We start from the raw sequence: 19,519 nt of genomic DNA on the forward strand, positions 1-19,519 counted from the left end.
GGCCGGCACCCCGAGGGGTGCCGGCCACGCGTCGTTCGCTGCCGGGAGGCTACGGCCGGAGGCCGTGCTCCCGGTTCAGCTGCTCGTCGTCCACCGTGTCGAGGCGGGCGTCGAAGCGGGCCAGCGGCCGGGCCGCGGCGGTCGCCTGGGCGTCGACTCCGGCCCAGGCCAGGATGCGGGCGGTGGCCTTCGTCCGCTCGGCCTCGACGAGCGCGGCGACGGTGGCACCGTGGTTGGCGCCCGGCGCGTAGTAGACGTAGCTGTCGCGCGTGCCCTTGCCGAGGTGGAACGGTTCGGCACCCCACGGGTCGTTGCCGCCGTAGACGAACAGCATCCGGTTCGCGTTCTTGCGGACCCAGTCGTCGACGTCCCGCATGACCCACGGCTTGAACTTCATCGGGATCTCGCGCGGCACGAAGTTCCGGGCCGGCTGGTAGCCGTAGCGGCTCAGGCCCTTGAGGTGCGGCTGCTCGATGGTGGGCGAGCCGAGTTCGGTCGCCGCCTGGTAGTAGTACGGGGTGTACCCCTCCAGGCCCTGGTCGGTGTACGCCGAGAAGCCGGAGTAGGCGTCGATCGTCTCGTACACCGTGTCGTCGGTGGCCGTGGCGGCGTCCGGGATCTGGTCGCAGACGTCCTGGCCGTAGTACTGCCAGAAGCCCCAGACGAAGTCGAGGACGACGGCCTCGTACGCCTTGTCGAGGGAGCCGACGGTGTTGAAGGTGGCGCCTTCCGACGCCGCCCACGTCTTGTACTTCTCCTCCAGCGGCGCGCGGCGGACGAGCGCCTCGCGCTGCATCGCGTTGAGGCGGTCGCGGCACTCCTTCGTCCCGACGTTCGCGAAGAAGCGGTCGTAGGCGGAGTCCTCGTTGTTGACCACGTCGTTGGGCGCCACGTAGGCGACGACGCCGTCCATGTCACGCGGGTAGAAGCGCTCGTAGTACGTCGCCGTCATGCCGCCCTTGGAGGCGCCGGTGGAGAGCCACTTCTTCCCGTAGATCGTCTTCAGGGCGGTGAAGATGCGGTGCTGGTCGCTGGCGGCCTGCCAGATGTCCAGCTTGCTCCAGTCGGCGGGCTGCGGCCGGGACGGCGTGAAGAACCGGTACTCCATGGAGACCTGGTTGCCGTCGATGATCCGGGTCGGCTCACTCCGGCTGGGGGTGGTGCTCAGCGAGTAGCCGCTGGTGCGGAAGACCGTGGGGCGGTCCGAGTCCTTGTGGAGGACCGAGATCCGCTGCTGGAACGTGCCCGCCCAGGGGCGGTGGTGGTCGATCGGCTGCTCGTAGTTCAGGACGAAGTAGCGGTAGCCGGCGTAGGGCTTCTCCTCGATCAGGGTCATCCCGGGGATCGCCAGGATGCGGTCCTTGATGTCCGTGGTGGCGGACGTGCCGGCGGTCGTGGCCCCGGACGCGCCGGTGGCCGGCTCCGCGGCGGTAGCCGCGCCGGTCGTCCCGACGGTGCCTATGAGCACCGTGAGCGACAGCAGCCATCTCAGCGACTTGCGCATTCACCCTCCCCATGATTCACAACGGTGTCGCGAACCTAGCGGGGCGAACGTGTGTGCCGCCAGACCCAGTTGGCCCTTACCTATGCTTCAACACAGGATCCACCCGGTCGACACCGTGCGCCCGGCGACGGTGCCCGAGGCCCGGACGCAGCGGTTGAGCGCGTGCACGGTGACGGGACCGGCCTGGCGGCTGAACCGCCCGCTGTCGACGACGGGCCGGCCGCCCCGCGGCTGGAGCGAGACGGCCATCGCGCGCCGCGCGCCGGGGCGCTTGGCGACGGCCATCGCGCAGACGTACTGCCGGGTCTTGTAGAGGCGCAGCTCGCCGGTGGCGAAGGGCACGGTCTTGGTCGGCCGCCCGCTGCACACGGAGGCGGCTTCCGCGGACGCGGCGCCGGGCCCTCCGAGAACCAGCGCGCCGGCGGTGAGCAGGACCGCCGTCACCTGCCCGAGCAGCCGCACACCGCGCGCTCCCACTCTCGTCTCACCGAACACGTGTATCCCTCCCACCTCTGTGCCGTACGTGCGTACGACGCACGGGAGCCTCAGGCGGTTGCCTCCGGTGCGGATCGTGCCGGTGGCACGCTCCGTGAACTGTCCGGAAACCGGCGGACCGCGGATGACGGAACGGCCCTTGGCGCCCGGGCGGCTCCCCCTAGGGCGTGTGGCGAAAGTCCCTCCCCCTGGGCTTCGCCCGGGAGGTGCCCCCACCTCGCGACGCCTGGCACGCACTCCCCCGTAGCCCTTCGGGCACGGGAGGGGCCCCACGCCGCGCTGTCGGGATCGCCCGAGTACGCCCGGCACGCCCTAGCCCGTCGACGTGAGGACCAGCAGCAGGAAGGCGCACTCCGCGCCGATCAGAGTCCAGAACGCGGCCTTGCGGGACGCGGCCGGAGGCGCGGCGTCCGGGGTGCACAGGGTGTGGATCCAGGCCGCGACGGCCACCGCCAGGGTCGCCAGGTAGAACCACGGCGGGGTCGTGGAGCAGCCCTCGCGGTAGCCGACGCAGCGGGCGGCGTTCTCGGAGGCGAGGGCGAGGATGCCGGCGAGGACCGTCGCGGGCACCAGCAGGAGGCCGGCCCAGAGGGACCGGGTGCGCAGGCGGGCGGCCTCGGCCGAGGGGGCCGGGGCGGCGCCGGCCGTGGCGCGGTCGGGGACGGAGGCGGAGTGCTCGGTGCTCATGGGCCGATTCCATCCCGGACCCGGGGAGGCCGCCATGCGCCCGCCTACTCAGCTCCCCGGGTCCGGGTACTCACACCCGCTCCGGCTCCTCCTCGCCGATGAAGGTCCGCCACAGCTCCGCGTACATGCCGCCACGGGCCAGCAGTTCGTCGTGCGTGCCGTCCTCGGCCACCTTGCCGTCGGCCATGACGACGACCCGGTCCGCGCGGGCGGCCGTGGTGAGGCGGTGGGCGACGACCAGGGTCGTGCGGCGGCCCACGAGGCGGTCGGTGGCCTGGTTGACCTGGGCCTCGGTGGCCAGATCGAGCGCCGCCGTCGCCTCGTCCAGGAGCAGTACGTCCGGGTCGACCAGTTCCGCGCGGGCCAGCGCGATCAGCTGGCGCTGCCCGGCCGAGAGGTTGCGGCCCCGCTCGGCGACCTCGTGGAGGTAGCCGCCGTCCAGGGTCGCGATCATGTCGTGCGCGCCGACCGCGCGGGCCGCGGCCTCGACCTGGGCGTCGGTCGCGTCGGGGCGGCCGTAGGCGATCGCGTCGCGGACCGGGCCGGCGAAGAGGTACGCCTCCTGCGGCACCACCCCGAGCCGGTGGCGGTAGGAGGTGAGGTCCAGGTCCCGCAGGTCGGTGCCGTCGGCGGTGACCCGGCCGCCGGTCGGGTCGTAGAACCGGGCGACCAGCTTGACCAGGGTCGATTTGCCGGCGCCGGTCTCGCCGACGAAGGCGACGGTCTGACCGGCCGGGATGCGCAGGTCGATCCCGGTCAGGGCCTCCTCCTCGTCGCCGTAGGCGAAGGAGACGTCCTCGAAGGCGATCTCGCCGCGCAGCGAGAGCACGTCGAGGGGTTCGTCGGCCGCGGCCGTGGACGTCGGCTCGCGGAGCAGCTCCTGCATCCGTCCCAATGAGACGGTGGCCTGCTGGTAACCGTCGAAGACCTGCGAGAGCTGCTGCACCGGCGCGAAGAACAGGTCGATGTAGAGCAGGTAGGCGACCAGGGCGCCGGTGGTCAGTGTGCCCGCCTCGATGCGGTTCGCGCCGACGATCATGACGGCCGCGGCGGCGACGGACGACAGCAGGGTGACGAACGGGAAGTAGACCGAGATCAGCCACTGCCCGCGGACCCGCGCGTCGCGGTAGTCGTCGCTGCGCTCGGTGAAGCGGGCCACGCCGTCGCGCTCGCGGCGGAACGCCTGCACGATCCGCAGTCCGGAGACCGACTCCTGCAGGTCGGCGTTGACGACGCTGATCCGCTCCCGCGCGAGCTCGTACGCCTTCACGCTGGAGCGCCGGAAGAAGTACGTGCCGACGGCGAGGACGGGCAGCGTCGCGAAGACGACGAGGGCGAGCTCGACGTCGAGCACGAGCAGCGCGCCCATGATCCCGAAGAAGGTGACGACGGAGACGAAGGCGGTGACCAGACCGGTCTGCAGGAACGTGGACAGCGCGTCCACGTCCGTGGTCATCCGGGTCATGATCCGGCCGGTCAGCTCGCGTTCGTAGTAGTCGAGGCCGAGCCGCTGGAGCTGGGCGAAGATCTTCAGTCGCAGGGCGTAGAGGACCCGCTCGCCGGTGCGGCCGGTCATCCGGATCTCGGCGGTCTGCGCGACCCACTGGACGAGGACGGCCAGCAGGGCGAGCGCGGAGGCGGTCCAGACGGCCCCCAGGGCGAGCCGGTTGACCCCGTCGTCGATGCCGTGCCGGATCAGGATCGGCAGGAGCAGACCCATCCCGGCGTCGACGGCGACCAGACCGAGGCTGAGGAGCAGCGGCAGCCCGAAGCCGCGCAGCAGGCGGCGCAGGCCGTAGGAGTCCTCGGGGGTGACGGCGCGGGCCTCGTCGATGTCGGGGGTGTCGGTGGCCGGCGGGAGTGCTTCGACGGCGGCGAGCAGCTCGGGGGTGGCGCCGGGCGCGGCGGCCTCCTCGGCCGCCTCCTCCTCGCGGATCCACAGGGCGGGGGTGATGCCCCGCTCGACGTCGAACTCGGCTTCCATCTCCTCGCGGAGCGTGCGGTCCTCGGGGATCTCGACGGGGGTGAGCCGGCCGGGCGAGACGCCGCCGAGCTCGTCGGGGTCGGTGAGCAGCTTCCGGTAGAGCGCGGAGCGCTTCTCCAGCTCCTCGTGGGTGCCGATGTCGGCGAGCCGGCCTTCGTCGAGGACGGCGATCCGGTCGGCGAGGCCGAGGGTGGAGCGGCGGTGGGCGATGAGGAGCGTGGTGCGGCCGGCCATCACCGAGGCGAGGGCCTCGTGGATCTCGTGCTCGACGCGGGCGTCGACCGCGGAGGTGGCGTCGTCGAGCAGGAGCAGCCGCGGGTCGGTGAGGATCGCGCGGGCCAGCGCGACGCGCTGGCGCTGACCGCCGGAGAGGGTCAGGCCGTGCTCGCCGACCTTGGTGTCGTAGCCGTGGGGCAGCTCGGCGATGAAGCGGTCCGCCTGGGCGGCACGGGCGGCCGTCTCGATCTGCTCCTGGGTGGCGTCCGGATGGCCGTACGCGATGTTGGCGCGCACCGTGTCGGAGAACAGGAAGCTGTCCTCCGGCACCAGCCCGATGGCGGCCCGCAACGAGTCGAGGGTGAGTTCACGGACGTCGTGGCCGCCGACGAGGACGGCGCCGCGGGTGACGTCGTAGAAGCGCGGCAGGAGGAGCGAGACGGTGGACTTGCCGCTGCCGGAGGCGCCGACGACGGCGACGGTCTCGCCGGAGCGGATCTCCAGGGAGAAGCCGTCGAGGACGGGCCGGCCGTCCTCGTACGCGAAGCTCACGTCGTCGAACTCGACCGTGGCCTCGGCGTCCGCCGGGAGCTCCTTCGGGCCGTCCTGCAGCGTGGGCTCGGTGTCGATGAGCTCCAGTACGCGCTCGACACCGGCGCGGGCCTGCTGGCCGACGGTGAGGACCATGGCGAGCATGCGGACCGGGCCGACGAGCTGGGCGAGGTAGGAGGAGAAGGCGACGAAGGTGCCGAGGGTGATCTGGCCGCGGGTGGCGAGCCAGCCGCCGAGGGCGAGGACGGCGACCTGGCCGAAGGCGGGGACGGCCTGGAGCGCGGGGGTGTACCGCGCGTTCAGCCGGATCGTGCGCAGCCGGCCCGCGAAGAGCTTGCGGCTGGCGTCGCGGATCTTGCCGGTCTCCTGCTCCTCCTGGCCGAACCCCTTGACCACCCGGACGCCGGTGACGGATCCGTCGACGACTCCGGCGACGGTGGCGGCCTGGGCCTGCGCGTACCAGGTGGCGGGGTGCAGGCGGGTGCGGCTGCGCCGGGCGATGAACCAGAGGGCGGGGGCGACGGCGAGCGCGACGAGGGTGAGCGGGAGAGACAGCCAGGCCATCACGACCAGGGAGATGAGGAAGAGCAGGAAGTTCCCGATGGTCATCGGGAGCATGAAGAGCAGGCCCTGGATCAGCTGGAGGTCGCTGGTGGCACGGCCGACGACCTGGCCGGTGGACAGCTCGTCCTGGCGGCGGCCGTCCAGCCGGGTGATCGTCCCGTACATGTCCGTGCGGAGGTCGTGCTGGACGTCGAGGGCGAGGCGGCCGCCGTAGTACCGGCGGACGTAGGTGAGGAGGTAGACGAGGACCGCGGAGCCCAGCAGGAGCCCGGTCCAGACGGCGAGGGAGCGGGTGCCCTTGCCGATCACGTCGTCGATGATCACCTTGGTGATGAGCGGTACGAGCGCCAGCACGGCCATGCCGACCAGCGAGGAGCCGAGCGCGAGCACCACGTTCGCGCGGTACCGCCACGCGTATCCGGTCAGTCTGCGCGCCCAGCCCTGCTCTTTGTGCCCCACCGCCGCCACGTGGCGCCTCCCGTTCGTCCTGGTCTGCCGGAAGGCACCAACGACGGCGGCCGGTGATTTCATCCCGCCGCAACAAACCGGGGGCGAAGACCGGTCCGCAGACCTAGGTCCACGGACGGGTCGGAGCAGGGTCGGGGCCGGGTCGGGGCCGGGTCGGGGCCGGGTCGGGAACGGCGCCGAGGGCGCCGCCCCGTCACAGGTGCGTCGGCTCGAACATCCGCAGCAGTGCCGGCAGGACGACGACCGACGGGCCCGGGGTCGCCAGGGCCTTCGCGAGGTCCGACGTCAGCGACTCCGGCGTCGTGCGGACCGCGGGGACGCCGAAGGACTCCGCGAGGGCGACGAAGTCCGGGCGGGCCAGCTCCGTGGCCGTGGCCTCGCCGAAGGCCTCCGTCATGTACTCGCGCAGGATGCCGTAGCCGCCGTCGTCGACGATCAGCCAGGTCACGTCGGAGCCGTACTGCTTCGCCGTCGCCAGTTCCGCGATCGAGTACATGGCGCCGCCGTCGCCGGAGACCGCGAGGACCGGGCGGGTCGGGTCGGCCGCCGCCGCGCCGAGCGCCGCCGGGAAGCCGTAGCCGAGGCCGCCGGCGCCCTGGGCGGAGTGCATGGTGTTCGGGTGGCGCGCGTCGAAGGCGGACCAGGCCCAGTAGGCCAGGATCGTCATGTCCCAGAAGCTCGGGGACGTGTCCGGCAGCGCCTCGCGGACCGAGGCGACGATCCGCTGCTCCAGGCCGAGGTCCTGGGCGGCGATCCGGTCCCGGACCTTGGCCAGGACGGTGGCCACGCGCTGCGGCGCGCCGGCGTCGGTGCGCTCCGGGACGGTCTCCAGGAGCGCCGAGAGGCCGAGCCGGGCATCGGCGTGGATGCCGAGGGCGGGGTGGTTGGACTCCAGCTTCCCCGGGTCGGCCTCGATCTGGATCACCCGGCCGCGCGGGGCGAAGGTGTGGTAGTTCGAGGACAGCTCGCCGAGGCCGGAGCCGACCACGAGGAGGACGTCCGCGTCCTCCAGGAAGTCGGTGGTGTGCCGGTCCTCCAGCCAGGACTGGAGCGAGAGCGGGTGCTCCCAGGGGAAGGCGCCCTTGCCGCCGAAGGTGGTGACCACGGGTGCGTCGATCCGCTCCGCGAGCGCGAGCAGCTTGCCCGAGGCGTCGGCGCGCACGACACCGCCGCCGGCGATGATCGCGGGGCGTTCGGCGTGCGCCAGCAGGTGGGCCGCCACCGCCGTCAGCTCGGGCCGTGGCACGACCTCCTCCGGCGTCGCGTCCATCGCGGTGACGACCGGCAGGGTCGTCTCGGCGAGCAGCACGTCCTGCGGGATCTCCACCCACACCGGCCCGTGCGGGGCGGTCAGCGCCGACTCCCAGGCCGCCGCGATCGCCGAGGGGATCTGCGACTGCGTACGGACGGTGTGCACGGACTTCACGATGTCCCGGAAGGACGCCTGCTGGTCGCGCAGCTCGTGCAGGTAGCCGTGGCGGCCGCCGCCGAGTCCCGCGAGGGGGACCTGGGAGCCGATCGCCAGGACGGGGGCGGAGGCCGCGGCGGCCTCCTGGAGCGCGGCCAGCGACATCAGCGCACCGGGACCGGTGGAGAGCAGCAGCGGGGCCGCCTCGCCGGTGATCCGGCCGTACGCGTCGGCGGCGAAGCCCGCGTTGTTCTCCACGCGCAGCCCCACGTAGCTCAGCGAGGAGCGGCGCAGTGCGTCGAACATGCCGAGCGCGTGCTGCCCGGGCAGTCCGAAGACCGTGGTCGCGCCGAGGCCGGAGAGGGTCTCGACGACGAGGTCGCCGCCGTTCCGCCCGGCGGGCGGGTTGAGCGCGGCCTCGGTCTGCGCGGCGGAGGGCCGCAGCACGAGGTCGTGGTCGTGGGTCATGACATCCCCTCGGGGTGGCGTGGTCGGTCGGGTGCGGCGCGTGGGCGGGCGAGGCGGCCGTGCACCCCACGATGCCGGGCCCCGCGGCGGGGGCGCCCGGCGGGGTGCGGCGGGCGGGGTGCGGCGGGCGGGGTGCGGCGGGCGGGCCGCCCCGCGACCGCCGGGTGCGGCGCCGGGCGCGGCGCGCCGTCCCCGGCCGGCGCACCACCGGGTCGCGTCGGAGCCGGGGTGGTGCGCCGCCGGGCGGCGGGTGGGCCGGGGCCGGGGGGCGGGGCCGGGGCCGGGGGGCGGGGCCGGACTAGCGGGTGGCCCGCTCCTCGCCGGCGGCGCGGTTCGCGGCGATCTGGCGGGACATGATCGTCGTCAGCTCGTACGCGGTGTGCGAGGCGGCGACGGCGGTGATCTCGGCGTGGTCGTACGCGGGGGCGACCTCGACGACGTCGGCCGAGACCAGGTTGCAGGAGGACAGGCCGCGCAGGATCTCCAGCAGCTCGCGGGAGGTCATGCCGCCCGCCTCGGGGGTGCCGGTGCCGGGCGCGTGCGCCGGGTCCAGGCAGTCGATGTCGATGGAGATGTACAGCGGGCGGTTCCCGATGCGCTGGCGGAGCTGGTCGGCGACCTCGTCGGCGCCGCGGCGGTAGACGTCCGCCGAGGTGACGATGCCGAAGCCCATCTTCTCGTCGTCGGTGAGGTCCTGCTTGCCGTAGAGCGGGCCGCGGATGCCGACGTGGGACAGCGCCTCGGTGTCGAGGATGCCCTCCTCCACGGCGCGGCGGAACGGCGTGCCGTGGGTGTACTCGGCGCCGAAGTACGTGTCCCAGGTGTCGAGGTGCGCGTCGAAGTGCAGGAGCGCGACCGGGCCGTGCTTCTTGGCGACCGAGCGCAGCAGCGGCAGCGCGATGGTGTGGTCGCCGCCCAGGGTCATCATGCGGGCCCCGGTGCCGAGCAGCTCGTCGGCGGCGGCCTCGACGGTCTCGACCGCCTCGTTGATGTTGAACGGGTTGGCGGCGATGTCACCGGCGTCGGCGACCTGCGCGAGGGCGAACGGCGAGGCGTCCTGCGCCGGGTTGTACGGGCGGAGCAGGCGGGACGCCTCGCGGATCGCGTTGCCGCCGAAGCGGGCGCCGGGGCGGTAGGAGACGCCGCTGTCGAAGGGGACGCCGACCACGGCGACGTCGGCGGTGCCGACCTCGTCGAGTCGCGGCAGCCGGGCGAACGTCGCGGGACCGGCGTACCGCGGGATGCGGGACGAGTCGGTCGGGCCGCGGAAGGCGTTCTGGTCGCTGCTGCTCATGGTCGGTTCCTCCTGAGGGTGGGTGTGACGTCCGGACGGATCGCGTCCGGTGGTTCGTGGGTCAGCCGGTCACGGGCGCCGGCACGGTCTCCGGCTCCGTGTGCTCGGCCGCGTCCGGGTCCTGGCCCGCCAGCCGGGCGCGCCAGTGGGCGAGCACGGCGGCGTCCGTCGGGCGGGTCGCCAGAGAAACGATCACATAGGCGGCAAGCGATGCCAACAATCCATAGTAAACAGGCTCATTTGCCAAGATTCCGTAAGACCACATCAGGCCAATGACCGACAGCCCTCCGACGGCGACCGCGGCCAGCGCGCCCTGCACGGTGCCCCGACGCCACAGCAGACCGCCGAGGATCGGCACGAGCAGGCCGCCGACCAGCAGGTTGTACGCGACGGTCAGCGCCTGGACGACGTCGTTGAGCGCGATCGCGATGCCGATCACGGCGACGCCCATGACCAGGATGAAGAGGCGGTTGCCCTTCACCTCGTCGTGGTCCTCCCCCTGCGCCGAACCCACGCCGCGCAGCCGCGACCAGATGTCGTTGTTGGCGACGGTGGCGCAGGCGATCAGCGCGCCGGAGGAGGTCGACATGACGGCGGCGAGGGCGGCGGCGAGCACCAGTCCGCGCACGCCCATCGGGAGCTCGTCCTTGACGATGGTGGCGAAGGCGTCGTCGGCGCTGGGCAGGTTCGGGTAGAGCACCTTGGCCGCCGTGCCGATGACCGCGCCGGCGAGGGCGTACAACAGGCAGTAGGTGCCGGCGACGGTGCCGCCCCACCGGGCCACCTTGTCGGTGCGCGCGGTGAAGACCCGCTGCCAGATGTCCTGGCCGATGAGCATGCCGAAGGTGTAGATCAGCACGTAGGTGAAGATCGTCTCGCCGCCGATGCCGAGCGGCGCGAAGTACTCGGTGGGCAGCTGGGCCTTCATCTCGGCGAAGCCGCCGGCCTTCACCACCGCGATCGGCAGCAGCAGGATCAGCACGCCGATCGTCTTCACCACGAACTGCACCATGTCGGTGAGCGTGATCGACCACATGCCGCCGAGCGTCGAGTACGCGACGACGATGGCGCCGCCCAGGACGATCGCCACGGTACGGGGCAGGTCGAAGAGGACGTCGAAGATCGTCGCGTAGGCGATGGTCGAGGTGACCGCCAGCATCAGCGTGTACGCCCACATGACGACGCCGGAGATGACGCCGGCCCGGCCGCCGTAGCGCAGGTCCAGCATCTCGGAGACGGTGTAGACCTTCAGCCGGGCGATGCGCGCGGAGAAGAAGACGGAGAGGGCCAGCAGGCCGAGGCCGATGGCGAAGACCATCCAGGCGCCGGAGAGGCCGTACTTGTAGCCGAGGCCGACGCCGCCGATGGTGGAGGCTCCGCCGAGGACGATGGCGGCCATGGTCCCGGAGTACATCCAGGGCCCGAGCCGGCGGCCCGCGACCAGGAACTCGCTCTTGGACCTGGCGCGGCGCATGCCCCACCAGCCCATCGCGAGCATGCCGGCCAAGTACAGGACGATCACTGAGTAGTCGACGGCCATGGGGCGGGCCCTCCTTCGTTCACCTCGGTGGCGTGTCGTGCGGGGAGACCTCGTGACCTCGAATCCTCGAAGGCCCGAGGGACTGACCAGAGGCTGATCACGGGGACATCCGCCCGTACCCGCGGCCTGTGGATGGCACGACAGTAGGTGGCCGGAAAGCGACGATGAAGTGTACGTTTCCTCCACTGTCCGGGCGGGGGATGTACGAAAGGCCCATGACGCGCATGACCTCCACGACCCCCTCGGAGCCGGCCTCCACTCCCCCGGCGCCCCCGGTCCCGCTCGCCGCGCTGCTGGCCCGCCGGGACCTCGGTCTCCGGCTGCTCGCCGGGACCGAGGACGTCCCGCTGCACTGGGTGCACACCTCGGAGATGGCCGACCCGTATCCGTACCTCCTCGGCGGCGAGCTCCTCATGACGGCGGGCGTCCTGCTCACCGACCCGGCGCACTACGTCGCGCGGGTGGTGGAGGCGGGGGCGGCGGCGCTCGGCTTCGGGGTGACGCCGGTGTACGACACGGTCCCCGCGGAGCTCGTCGAGGCCTGTGCGCGCCAGGGTCTCCCGTTGGTCGAGGTGCCGCCGAAGACCCCGTTCACGGCGGTGGCGCGGGCGCTGTGGCGGCTGATGGCGGAGGCCCGGCTGCACGAGCTGCGCCGGGTGACGGAGGCCCAGCAGTCCCTGGCGACGGCCGCGGCCCGGCCGTCCCCGGTCCCCGCGGTGCTCGGCGCGCTGGCCTCGCGGCTCGGCGGGCGGGCGGTGCTGTTCGGGGCGGACGGTACGGAGTCGGCGGCGGCCGGCCGGGAGGTCCCGGCGGAGGCGGCACGGGCCCTGCGCGAGCTGGTGGGGGTCCTCGGGCCGCGTCCGGGAGGGCCGGCCTCGGCCGGCGGGGACGGCGGCGGGCTCCGGCTGGCGGCGTACGCGCTGGGCGGCGGGGACGGCCTGTCGCTCGGAGTGGCGACGGAGCGGCGCGACCCCGGCGACCACACGATCGTGGGCGTCGCGGTGGTACTGCTCTCCCTGCTCACGGCCCCGCACCGGGGCGCGGACGCGACGGTACGGGACGGGGCCCTGGTCCGGCTGCTGCTCGGCGCGGCACCGGCGCAGGTCGTGGGCGGCCTGGGCGCCGGCCCGTGGACGGTGGTCCACGCGCGGGGCGGCCACGGCACCCCGTTCGCGGCGGCCTCACTGGCGGCGGCACTGGGGACGCCGCTGGTGGACACGAGCGACGGCGGGGCGGAGGCGGACGGCAGCCGGCGTGACGACACCCCCGTGACCGTCCGCCTGCTGCTGCCCGCCTCCGCCCCCGTCACCGAGCAGCCCGGCTGGACCCTCGGGGCCGGCGCGCCCGCCGAGGCCGAGGAGCTCGCCGCCGCCGACGCGCAGGCGGCGCGGGCCCTGCGCCGGGCGGAGGCCACCCGGACGCCCCTGGTCCGGCACCGCCCGGGAGGCATCGCCGCCCTGGTGGACCCGGCCGAGGCGGCCTCCCACGCCCGCTCCCTGCTCGCCCCTCTGGCGGAGCCGCTCCGGGAGACGCTGCGGACGTGGCTGTCCCTGCACGGCAGCTGGGATCGGACGGCGACCGCGATGGACATCCACCGCAACACCGTCCGGCAGCGGATCGCCCGCTGTGCCGCGCTCCTGGACCGGGACCTGGACGACCCGGACGTACGGATGGAGCTGTGGTTCGCCCTCGGCACGGTGTAGCCCCGAACCGGATCCGCAGCTTGCGGCTTGGCGGCTTGCGATGCCGAGCTGTGGTCGGCCCTTGGGACCCCTGGGTCAGTGGAGCTTGTCGACGGCGGTCTTCGTCGTGGTGCGGAAGCCCGTCAGCGGGGCGTCCTTGAAGTCGCCCATCTGACCCCAGCGGACCAGGGTGACGGTGCGGCCGTCGCGGCCGACGGAGAAGAGGTGGATGTCGGTGATGCCGATCTGCGGGTCGGCGGTGTCCAGGCTGTAGATCCAGGCACCCTCCTCGACGGCGAGCTTGCCGTGGGAGGCGCTGACGGCGTGCAGGCCCGGGTTCTGCCGCTCCAGCAGGGGCCCGCAGCCGGCGAGGGCCTTGCGGAGGGTGTCGACCAGCTTCACGGCGTCGGCCTCGGTGCGGGCGACGGTGGTGATCTGGACGCCGTTGGTGTCGAGCTCGGTGTGGAACTCGCGGTAGTGGGTGTTCTGCGCCGGGATCTTGTACGGGGCGCAGAGGGCGCCGCCGTTCTCCGGAACGCCGGTGAAGACCTGAGTGGCGGTCCACGGCGTCGACGACGGCGGCATCTGGGAGGCGGCGAGGAAGGCGGGCCTGGCGGCGGCCTGCGCCGGGGCGGTGGCGAGGGCGGCGAGGCCCAGGGCGGCAGCGGCGGTGGCGGCGAATGCGGTACGGAGCTTGTTCATGGTGGTGGATCCCCCGTCGGGTCGTTCGGTCAGTGCTTCCACCAGCGTCGGGCCCCCGCCCGCCTCGGGCAACGACGACGCGCCCTCCACCCGTCCCGGAACCATCCCACCCCCGCTGACGTGCAAGGACATGAAGCGTGGGACGCAGGGTCGAGGGGGATGGAATGCCGAAGGACGCCGCCGTCGAGGAGTTCGCGCGGCTCGTGCGGGCGCTGAAGGCGCGGGACGGGCGCAGTTACGAGGCGCTGGGCCGGCGCCTGAGCGTGAGCGCGTCCACCCTCCACCGCTACTGCTCCGGCGCGACCGTCCCGGAGCAGTTCGCCGTGGTCGACCGCCTCGCCCTGCTGTGCGGGGCGGATGGGGAAGAGCGGCGGGCCCTGGAGGTGGCCTGGAGCCGCGCGGACCGCACCCGTCGCCCTCCCGTGCCCGAGCCCGACGCGGAGCCCGAGCCCGAGCCCGTGCCCGAGCCCGAGCCCGGCCCGGAACGGACGCCGGCGCCGGAGCCCGAACCGGCCCCGGAGCCTGCGTCCGAGCTGGAACCCGTGCACGCGCGCGTGCCGGGCCTCCAGTCCGAGCGGCGGAGGCGCCGGTGGGGCTGGGTGGGCGTGGTCGGAGGGGCGCTGGCGGTCGTGGGGGCGGTGACGCTCGGAGCCGTACTCCTGCCCGGGAAGACCCGGGAGCGGGCCGCCGAACCACCGGCGCCGCTGACGTGGACGGTCGCCTCGCACCTCTGGAAGAACGGGTGCGGGCACACCTACCTCGTGGAGCGGACGCCCCCGGCCCCGCCGGAGGCGGCCGACGCGCGGAGCTGGGCGGCGGCGCAGGGAGCCGTGGACGGCGGGGAGACGCTGGTGCGGGTGTCGGTGCAGGGGAAGGGCGCGGCAGCCGTGGTGCTCCAGGCGCTGCACGTGCGGGTGGTGGAGCGGGGCGCGCCGCTGCCGTGGGCGGCGTACCGGACGGACGACGGGTGCGGCGGGGCGGTGACGCCGCGCCGTTTCGAGGTGGACCTCGACCGGCCGCGGCCGGTGGCGCGGGCGCTGGACGGGTACGACGCCACCGGGGAGGAGGGCCGGAAGCTCCCGGCGGTCTCCTTCCCGTACGCGGTCAGCGCCGCCGAGCCGGAGGAGCTGCTGGTCTCGGCGGGGGCGGCGGGGTGCGACTGCCGCTGGTACCTGGAGCTGGAGTGGAGCTCGGAAGGGCGCCGGGGCACGGTCCGGATCGGGGACGAGGGCGGCGCACCCTTTCGGACGAGCGGGGCGAAAGGGCGGCCCGTGCACGCGTACGACTCCGTGGAGCGGGCCTGGATCACAGCCGAGGAGTCTGGACAGGGTGGGTGACCGCTGGGTAACTTCGTTGACGACAAGCTGAGCAAGCGCTTAGACAAGGCCCGCACACCGGAGGAGTCGTACCGTGCGCCGTACCGTATTCGACGAGGACCACGAGGCGTTCCGGGAGACCATCCGCGCCTTCATCGAGGCCGAGGTCGTCCCCGTCTACGACGAGTGGTTCGCCGCGGGCCAGGCGCCGCGCGACTTCTACGCCAAGCTCGGCGAGCTGGGCATCTTCGGCATCAACGTCCCCGAGGAGTTCGGCGGCGCGGGCCTGGACACCCACAAGTTCGAGGGCGTCCTCTACGAGGAGACCGCGCGCGCCGGCGTGCAGTTCGGCGGCTCCGGCGTGCACGTGCTGCTCGCCCTCCCGTACATCAAGATGCTCGCCACCGACGAGCAGAAGAAGCGCTACCTGCCGAAGTTCGTCTCCGGCGAGGAGATGTGGGCGCTGGCGATGACCGAGCCGGGCACCGGCTCCGACGTCGCGGGCATGAAGACCACGGCCAAGCTCTCCGAGGACGGCACGCACTACGTCCTCAACGGCGCCAAGACCTTCATCACCGGCGGCGTGCACGCCGACCGTGTGATCGTCTGCGCCCGCACCTCGGCCCCGACGGCCGAGGACCGCCGCCACGGCATCTCCCTCTTCGCCGTGGACACCAAGTCCGAGGGTTACTCCATCGGCCGCAAGCTGGACAAGCTCGGCCTGCGCACCTCCGACACCGCCGAGCTGGCGTTCGTCGACGTGAAGGTGCCGGTCGAGGACCTGCTCGGCGAGGAGAACAAGGGCTTCTACTACCTCGGCCACAACCTGGCCTCCGAGCGCTGGGGCATCGCCTTCGGCGCGTACGCGCAGGCCAAGGCCGCCGTCCGGTTCGCCCAGCAGTACGTGCAGGAGCGCACCGTCTTCGGCAAGCCGGTCGCCCACTTCCAGAACACCAAGTTCGAGCTGGCCGCCTGCAAGGCCGAGGTGGACGCCGCCGAGGCGGTCGCCGACCGCGCCCTGGAGGCCCTGGACGCGGGCGAGCTGACCCCGGCCGAGGCCGCGAGCGCCAAGCTCTTCTGCACCGAGGTCGCGCACCGCGTGATCGACCGCTGCCTCCAGCTGCACGGCGGCTACGGCTACATGAACGAGTACCCGATCGCCCGCCTGTACGCCGACAACCGCGTCAACCGCATCTACGGCGGCACCAGCGAGATCATGAAGTCGATCATCGCCAAGTCGATGGGTCTCTAAGTGCCCGAGGCTCTCGACGCCCTGCTCGATCTGCTCGATCTCGAGCAGATCGAGCAGAACTTCTTCCGGGGCCAGTCCCGCTCGGCCGTCGTCCCCCGCGTCTTCGGCGGCCAGGTGGCCGCCCAGGCGCTGGTGGCGGCCGGGCGGACCGTCCCCGAGGACCGGCTCGCCCACTCCCTGCACGCCTACTTCCTGCGGGCCGGGGACCCGGGCGCGCCGATCGTCTACACGGTCGACCGCATCCGTGACGGCCGCTCCTTCACCACCCGCCGGGTGGTCGCCGTCCAGCACGGGCAGCCGATCTTCCACCTCTCCGCGTCGTTCCAGGCGTACGAGGAGGGGCTGGAGCACCAGTACGACATGCCGGCGGCGCCGGATCCGGAGAGCCTGCCGACGGCCGCCGAGATGCTGCCGCGCCATCTGCCCGCGGACATCGCCCGGCGGCTGGTCGACGCGCGGGCCGCGGTGGACCTGCGGTACGCCGACGTGCCCCCGTGGGGCAGTGTCGGGGAGCCCCGCGAGCCGCGCTCGCAGGTGTGGTTCCGCACCAACGGCAAGCTGGCCGACGATCCGCTGCTGCACGTCTGCCTGGCCACCTACGTCTCCGACATGACGCTGCTCGACTCGGTGCTGCTCGCCCACGGGCGGGGCGGCTGGGCGGTCGGCGACGTGGTGGGGGCCTCGCTGGACCACGCGATGTGGTTCCACCGGCCGTTCCGCGCCGACGAATGGCTGCTGTACGACCAGGAGTCGCCGTCCGCCTCGGGCGGGCGCGGGCTCGGCCAGGCCCGGATCTACACCCAGGACGGGAAGCTGGCCATCTCGGTCATCCAGGAGGGTGTCGTTCGCGTCCCGCGCTGACACCCGGACGTACCGTCCGGTGCATGGCGGAACAGGGCGAGAGTGTCTTCACGGTGATCGTGGCGGCGGCGGCGAACCTCGGGATCGCCGCCGCCAAGGCCGTCGCCGGGCTGATCAGCGGATCGAGCGCGATGCTCTCCGAGGCCGCCCACTCGGTCGCCGACACGGTCACCGAGGTCATGCTGCTGGCGGCGCTCAAGCGGAGCGCGAAGCCGGCCGACGAGGACCATCCGCTCGGCCACTCCGGCGAACGGTACGTCTGGGCCCTGCTCGCCGCCGTCGCCACCTTCGTCGGCGGCGCGGTCTTCTCCGTCTACGACGGCGTCCACACCCTGGTCCACGGCGAGGAACCGGGCGATCCGCTCGTCTCCTACATCGTGCTCGGCGTCGCCTTCGTCCTGGAGGGCTTCTCGCTGCGGACCGCGCTGCGGCAGGCCAAGGGCGAGGCGGCGGAGGCGCGGGCACCCCTGGGCCGCTATCTGCGGCTGACTCCGGACACCACCGTGAAGGCCGTGGTGATGGAGGACTCCGCCGCGCTCGCCGGACTGATGCTGGCGGCGGGCGGCCTCCTCGGCGGCCAGATCACCGGCTCGGGCGTGTGGGACGGGGTCGCCTCGATCCTCATCGGCGCCCTGCTCGTGTACGTGGCCTGGGAGCTCGGCCGTTCCAACGCGGCGCTGCTGATCGGCCGCCCGCTGCCGCGCCCGATGCGCGAGGCGGTCCGCGAGGAACTGCTCTCGGTGCCGCACATCATCGGCGTCCTGGAGCTGACCACACTCATCCAGGGCCCGGACGAGGTCATGATCGCGGCGAAGGTCGACTTCCGGGACGTGGCCTCGGCCGCACAGGTCGAGTGGGCGTGCGAGGAGGCCGAGGAACAGCTCCGGGAGCGCATGCCGGCGATCGCACGGGTGTATCTGGACCCGACCCCGGGGGTGACCCGTCGCGGGTCGGGCACCTGAGAACCCCGGCCGTACGACCCCGGCCCGGGCGTCCGCGCCGCGGGCCCCCGGGACGGCGGGCCGGCCTCCGGGCCCGGGCGTCAGTCGCCCAGGCCCGCCGCGTCCAGGAGGTACGCCGTCATCGGCTCGTAGAAGCGCGGGTCCACCACGTGGTCGTCGAGCGGGATGGTGACCTGCATCGTCCCCTCGGCCTCGCCGATGAAGAGGGCGGGGTCGTTGCAGTCGGCGTACCCGACGGAGTCGACGCCCCGCTGGCCCGCGCGGCCGGCCCAGCCGTGGTCGGCGACGACGAGGTCGGGCCGGCCGTCCTCGCCGAGCGCGTCCAGGATCGCGTTCATCGGCTCCGGGGAATGGGTGTGCCAGAGGCTGGCGCCCCGCTCGAAGACGGCGACGTCGGCGAACTGCACGACGTAGCCCTCGTCGGCGACGAGCCCGCCGGGGATCCGGACGATGTCGCAGCCGCGGGCGCGCAGGGCGGCGGCGACCCGGCTGTGGGCGTCGATCAGGGCACCGGGGTGACCGGTCGCGAAGAGCACCCGCTCCTTGCCGGCGGCGGCCTTGCGCAGCCTGGCGGCCGCCCGGTCGAGGGCGTCGACGGTCAGCTCGGGGTCGATGGTGTCCTGCCCGGCGCGGTGGGCGGGGTCGTCGTCGACGCCGCACCTCTCCGCCATGACGGCGAGCACGTCCTGCTCGTCGGTCCACCGGTCGCCGAGCTCCAGGCCGAGCCAGTAGTGCCGGTCGCCGTTGGCGAGCTTGCGGTAGTGGGAGAGGTTGTTGTCACGCGGGGTGGCGACGTTCCCCGCGATCCGGGTCCGGACGAGGTGCTCGACAAGGGCGGGGCGGCTGAGTATCGGCATGGTGCTCATTCTGCGCGACCGGCGGTCACGATGGGCAGTCGGTTCCGCCCGGGGAGACGCTCCCTCAGGCCGCCAGCGCGCCGAAGGCCCCGTGCGCCAGGCGGCGCAGCAGTTCCTCCATGGCCGTGCGCCCGAGCGCGGCCAGGTGCGGGGTCGAGTTCAGCAGGCCGAACACCGCGTGCACCGCGACCCGCACCTCCGACTCCCCCGCCGCCGGGTAGAGCTCGCGGACCACCGCCACCCACAGTTCCACGTACTGCCGCTGGAGCTGGCGGACCCGCTTGCGGTCCTCGTCCTTGAGCCGGTCCAGCTCCCGGTCGTGCAGGGTGATCAGCGGCCGGTCGTCCAGGGCGAAGTCGATGTGGCCGTCGATGAGCGCGCCGAGCAGCGCGCGCGGGTCGCCGGCCGCCTCGCCCGCCCGCAGCCGTCCGCCGTCGAGCAGCCGTTCGCTGATCCCGACGAGCAGTTCCGCGAGCATCGCGTCCTTGCCCGCGAAATGCCGGTAGAGCCCGGGACCGCTGATGCCGACGGCCGCCCCTATCTCGTCGACCCCGACACCGTGGAAGCCGCGCTCGGCGAAGAGGCGGGCAGCCTCCTTGAGGATCTGCTCGCGTCGCGTCGGGGCGTCGGTCCTGGCGGTGGTGGTCATGCGTCCGATTCTAGACAATGCGGTTAGCGGTCGTTAACCTGATGGGCATACGTTAACG

The 19,519-nt window shown here is 73.2% G+C and carries 15 protein-coding genes; 5 read left to right on the forward strand and 10 right to left on the reverse strand.

Annotated elements, in window-relative coordinates:
• Positions 1 to 49: 49 nt before the first annotated feature.
• The 7 genes from ACGFZF_RS29360 to ACGFZF_RS29390 form a co-directional block, all read right to left on the reverse strand.
• Positions 50 to 1,504, reverse strand: a complete 1,455-nt coding sequence (locus tag ACGFZF_RS29360) for an aminopeptidase (protein ID WP_393559018.1) — start codon at positions 1,502 to 1,504, stop codon at positions 50 to 52.
• Positions 1,505 to 1,591: 87 nt separating this feature from the next.
• Positions 1,592 to 1,999, reverse strand: coding sequence for a hypothetical protein (locus tag ACGFZF_RS29365; RefSeq protein ID WP_393559020.1), 408 nt, complete (start codon positions 1,997 to 1,999; stop codon positions 1,592 to 1,594).
• A 312-nt stretch (positions 2,000 to 2,311) separates the two neighbouring features.
• Positions 2,312 to 2,686: a hypothetical protein gene (locus tag ACGFZF_RS29370; RefSeq protein WP_393559022.1), complete on the reverse strand. Its 375-nt coding sequence runs from the start codon at positions 2,684 to 2,686 to the stop codon at positions 2,312 to 2,314.
• A gap of 70 nt (positions 2,687 to 2,756) precedes the next feature.
• Entirely contained in the window at positions 2,757 to 6,470 is a 3,714-nt protein-coding gene (locus ACGFZF_RS29375) for an ABC transporter ATP-binding protein (protein WP_393559024.1), read from the reverse strand.
• Positions 6,471 to 6,663: 193 nt separating this feature from the next.
• On the reverse strand, positions 6,664 to 8,346 hold the full coding sequence (locus tag ACGFZF_RS29380) for a thiamine pyrophosphate-binding protein (protein WP_393559026.1): 1,683 nt from the start codon (positions 8,344 to 8,346) through the stop codon (positions 6,664 to 6,666).
• Between the two features lie 298 nt (positions 8,347 to 8,644).
• Positions 8,645 to 9,640, reverse strand: coding sequence for an agmatinase (gene speB, locus ACGFZF_RS29385; protein ID WP_393559028.1), 996 nt, complete (start codon positions 9,638 to 9,640; stop codon positions 8,645 to 8,647).
• Between the two features lie 61 nt (positions 9,641 to 9,701).
• A complete protein-coding gene (locus ACGFZF_RS29390) occupies positions 9,702 to 11,180 on the reverse strand; it encodes a sodium:solute symporter (RefSeq protein WP_393559030.1) in 1,479 nt (492 codons plus the stop codon).
• A gap of 215 nt (positions 11,181 to 11,395) precedes the next feature.
• On the opposite strand from ACGFZF_RS29390, the gene ACGFZF_RS29395 reads away from it, so the two are divergent.
• The gene (locus tag ACGFZF_RS29395) at positions 11,396 to 12,883 is read left to right on the forward strand and encodes a PucR family transcriptional regulator ligand-binding domain-containing protein (RefSeq protein WP_393559032.1); all 1,488 of its coding nucleotides are present in this window, start codon (positions 11,396 to 11,398) and stop codon (positions 12,881 to 12,883) included.
• Between the two features lie 75 nt (positions 12,884 to 12,958).
• On the opposite strand, the gene ACGFZF_RS29400 is transcribed toward ACGFZF_RS29395, so the two are convergent.
• Entirely contained in the window at positions 12,959 to 13,564 is a 606-nt protein-coding gene (locus tag ACGFZF_RS29400; RefSeq protein WP_393559034.1) for a hypothetical protein, read from the reverse strand.
• A 164-nt stretch (positions 13,565 to 13,728) separates the two neighbouring features.
• Here ACGFZF_RS29400 and ACGFZF_RS29405 point away from each other — a divergent pair, with 164 nt between their 5' ends.
• The 4 genes from ACGFZF_RS29405 to ACGFZF_RS29420 all read left to right on the forward strand — a co-directional run bounded on the left by ACGFZF_RS29405 (position 13,729) and on the right by ACGFZF_RS29420 (position 17,955).
• Positions 13,729 to 14,901: a helix-turn-helix domain-containing protein gene (locus ACGFZF_RS29405; protein WP_393559036.1), complete on the forward strand. Its 1,173-nt coding sequence runs from the start codon at positions 13,729 to 13,731 to the stop codon at positions 14,899 to 14,901.
• Positions 14,902 to 14,974: 73 nt separating this feature from the next.
• Complete coding sequence (locus tag ACGFZF_RS29410) at positions 14,975 to 16,132, forward strand: acyl-CoA dehydrogenase family protein (RefSeq protein ID WP_393559038.1); 1,158 nt, start codon at positions 14,975 to 14,977, stop codon at positions 16,130 to 16,132.
• On the forward strand, positions 16,133 to 16,993 hold the full coding sequence (gene tesB, locus ACGFZF_RS29415) for an acyl-CoA thioesterase II (protein ID WP_393559040.1): 861 nt from the start codon (positions 16,133 to 16,135) through the stop codon (positions 16,991 to 16,993). It abuts the gene before it with no gap.
• 23 nt (positions 16,994 to 17,016) lie between these two features.
• Positions 17,017 to 17,955, forward strand: coding sequence for a cation diffusion facilitator family transporter (locus ACGFZF_RS29420; RefSeq protein ID WP_393559042.1), 939 nt, complete (start codon positions 17,017 to 17,019; stop codon positions 17,953 to 17,955).
• An 80-nt stretch (positions 17,956 to 18,035) separates the two neighbouring features.
• Here the strand turns inward: ACGFZF_RS29420 and ACGFZF_RS29425 are convergent, their stop codons facing one another.
• Together ACGFZF_RS29425 and ACGFZF_RS29430 are read right to left on the reverse strand one after the other, a co-directional pair.
• A complete protein-coding gene (locus ACGFZF_RS29425; RefSeq protein ID WP_356599035.1) occupies positions 18,036 to 18,812 on the reverse strand; it encodes a phosphatase in 777 nt (258 codons plus the stop codon).
• 64 nt (positions 18,813 to 18,876) lie between these two features.
• Positions 18,877 to 19,461: a TetR/AcrR family transcriptional regulator gene (locus tag ACGFZF_RS29430; protein ID WP_393559044.1), complete on the reverse strand. Its 585-nt coding sequence runs from the start codon at positions 19,459 to 19,461 to the stop codon at positions 18,877 to 18,879.
• Between the last annotated feature and the right edge of the window lie 58 nt (positions 19,462 to 19,519).

Source organism: Streptomyces sp. NPDC048338, assembly GCF_043201055.1.
Classification (GTDB): domain Bacteria; phylum Actinomycetota; class Actinomycetes; order Streptomycetales; family Streptomycetaceae; genus Streptomyces.